Consider the following 2,625-nt stretch of genomic DNA (forward strand, 5'->3'; position numbering starts at 1 on the left):
GGCTCGGCTACCACGACTCGGGGATGACCGGTTGGCAGCAGAACGACGATCCGCTGAGCTTCGTGCAGGCCGACCTCGACTCCACGGGGCGGCGGTTGGCCGACCTGCTCGACGCCGAGGACGCCGATGTGCTGGTCACCTACGACTGGCACGGCAACTACGGTCACCCCGACCACATCAAGGCCCACCAGGTCGCCTACCGGGCCGCAGACCTGGCGCGCCGGCGGCCGAGAGTGTTGGAGCAGACCATGAACCGGGACGACCTGGGTCGGATGGCTGCCCGGGCGGCCGCGCTCGGCATCAACCTTGGCGCCGAGGAGATGCTGGGCGACGACGGCCGGCCGCTGGGCATGCCGGAGTCCGACCTGGGTTGGCGGGTGGACGTTCGCAGCGTGCTGGATCGCAAGCGGGCGGCGCTGGCGGCGCACGGCAGCCAGTCAGACATCCAGTGGATGCTATCGGTGCCGCCGGAGGCGTTCGAGGTATGGATGGGCAGCGAGTACTTCCGGGGTGAGCCTCAGCCGTCCCCGATGGTCGACGGCTGGCCGTTCCCGGACGGCTGACTCACTCGCACTGGACGTCGGTGGCGCCGACCTCGATGGTCAGTGCCACGCTGCCCTGGCCCCAACGTCCGGTGAAGCAGGCAGCCCCGTCCGTGCTCGGCGAGATGACCAGCAGTCCCCCGCCGGCGTCCTCGGTCAGCTCGGCGACCGGGTCGAAGCCGTGGGCGGCCAGTTGCTCGTTTGCCTGTTGCAGCCAGGCATCGGAGCGTTGCGCGTCGGCCTGGGTGGTGCCGATCACGTACATGGACGCCACCACCGAGTCGTTCATCGACTGCCGGTAGCCGAGGTCGGGTTCACCCAGCCACGCCACCTCCACCAGGCCGGCCTCGGCCGCCGCCTGCTGGGCGCGCAGCGCGGGCAGGTATTGCTCACGCAACGTGAACTCGTCCGGCCCGGTGTAGTCGGCGGGCGGCGCGGCCGGCTGAGTGCTGGCCGGCGCCGGCTGCTCGACGGTCTGGTCCGCCCCGGAGCAGCCAACGGTCGCCAGCCCGACCGCGAGGGCGGCCGCCAGCATCGGACGCGGGTCGAGTTTCACGCTGCACAATGTAGCCATCGCCCGGCGGGGGGTGAAATCAACTGGTGATGTCCTTGTGGGTGAATCGTGCCCAGGCCGCGAGGCTGAAGACGACCACGTAGCCGCCGGCCAGTTGCAGGCCTTGGGTGACGTTGCCGGTCATCATCGGGTCGCTGAGCAGGTCGGTGAACGACAGCATCCACTGCGACAGCAGCCACGGGTGCAGCCATGCCAGTTGTTCGACCGCCAGCGCGATCCAGCCCAGGATGTTGATGATCATGATCGCGACGGTGGCGGCCAGCGGCTGGTCGGTGAGGGTGGAGACCAGCAGGCCCACCGCGGCCAGCGCCGACAGCAACGCCGCGTAGTACAGGTACATCAACGCGATCCGGCCCAGGGCGCCGGCGAAGCTGATCTGGGTTCCCGACATGGTCCAGGACGGCCCGCCGCCCAGCAGCGCGACACCGGCCAGCACCCCGACACCGCCCACCACTCCCGCTCCGGCCAAGGCGCCGACGACCAGTGAGCAGTACTTGACCGCCAGCAGCCGGGCGCGGCCGGCCGGCACGGTGAGCAGGTAGCGAAGGGTGCCCTGGTTGGCCTCGCCGGCCACCGAGTCACCAGCCAGCATCGAGATCGCCAGCGGCAGGAAGAACGGCGCCTCGGCCACCAACGCCATCACCGCGACGATCAGCCCATTGCCGGACAGCAGCCCACCCATCGGTCCGCCACCGCGCGTCGACATCCGGAGCGCGATGGCCATCACCACCGGCACCGCCGCGAGCACCAACAGCCCCATCTGGTTGCGGCGTCGTCCGAACAGCAGCCGCAGCTCCGACGCCAGGAACCGCCCGAAGCCGGCGCCAGTACGGCCCCGGTCAGCCGCTGACATCGAAGCCCTCTCCGGTCAAAGAGACGAAGAGGTCCTCCAGCGTCGGCTTGACGACGTTGAACGCCTGCACCCGGACGCCGGCGGCGACGAGTTCGCTGACGATGCGCTCGGCCGGCACCTGGCGGGGTTCAAACCGGACACCCCGGTCTGTGGCCAGCACCTCGGCGATGCCGAGCCGGTCGATCACCGTCTGCGCGTCGGCCTGGTCCGGCGTCCAAAGGTCGATGGTGGTGGTCGAGGCCTGGCGGAGGTTGGCCAGGCTGTCCTGTGCGACCAGGCGACCCTTGTTCATCACCCCGACGTGCGAGCAGATCTGCTCCACCTCGGCCAGCAGGTGGCTGCTCACCAGCACCGTGGTGCCACCGCCGGCCAGCGACGCGACCAGGTGCCGCACCTCCCGGGTGCCCTGTGGGTCCAGCCCGTTGGTCGGCTCGTCGAGGATGAGCAGTTCGCGGGGCTGCAGCAGGCAGGCGGCGATCGCCAGCCGCTGCTTCATGCCGAGTGAGTAGGCGCGATAGCGCTTGCGGGCGGCGGCCGACAGGCCGACACGCTCAAGCGCCGCCGCCACCCGGGCCCCGGTGGTCCGTGGGTTGGCGTGCCGGTCGGCGCTGTCGATGCGCGCCAGGTTCGCCTGCCCCGACAGGTAGGGGTGGAAC

The 2,625-nt window shown here is 70.4% G+C and carries 3 protein-coding genes and 1 pseudogene; 1 reads left to right on the forward strand and 3 read right to left on the reverse strand.

Annotated elements, in window-relative coordinates; translation table 11 throughout:
* A pseudogene (locus WBL05_RS09420) lies at positions 1 to 563 on the forward strand (hypothetical protein); the annotation flags it as partial.
* A gap of 1 nt (position 564) precedes the next feature.
* On the opposite strand, the gene WBL05_RS09425 reads toward WBL05_RS09420, so the two are convergent.
* The 3 genes from WBL05_RS09425 to WBL05_RS09435 all read right to left on the reverse strand — a co-directional run.
* Positions 565 to 1,098, reverse strand: coding sequence for a hypothetical protein (locus WBL05_RS09425; RefSeq protein ID WP_424225445.1), 534 nt, complete (start codon positions 1,096 to 1,098; stop codon positions 565 to 567).
* Positions 1,099 to 1,135: 37 nt separating this feature from the next.
* Positions 1,136 to 1,969: an ABC transporter permease subunit gene (locus tag WBL05_RS09430; protein WP_424225446.1), complete on the reverse strand. Its 834-nt coding sequence runs from the start codon at positions 1,967 to 1,969 to the stop codon at positions 1,136 to 1,138.
* Positions 1,956 to 2,625, reverse strand: a 670-nt coding sequence (locus WBL05_RS09435; protein WP_424225447.1) for an ATP-binding cassette domain-containing protein, incomplete at its 5' end; no start/stop codon positions are given. The genes WBL05_RS09435 and WBL05_RS09430, both read right to left, overlap by 14 nt.

This window comes from Brooklawnia sp., assembly GCF_049651565.1.
Lineage (GTDB): Bacteria > Actinomycetota > Actinomycetes > Propionibacteriales > Propionibacteriaceae > Brooklawnia.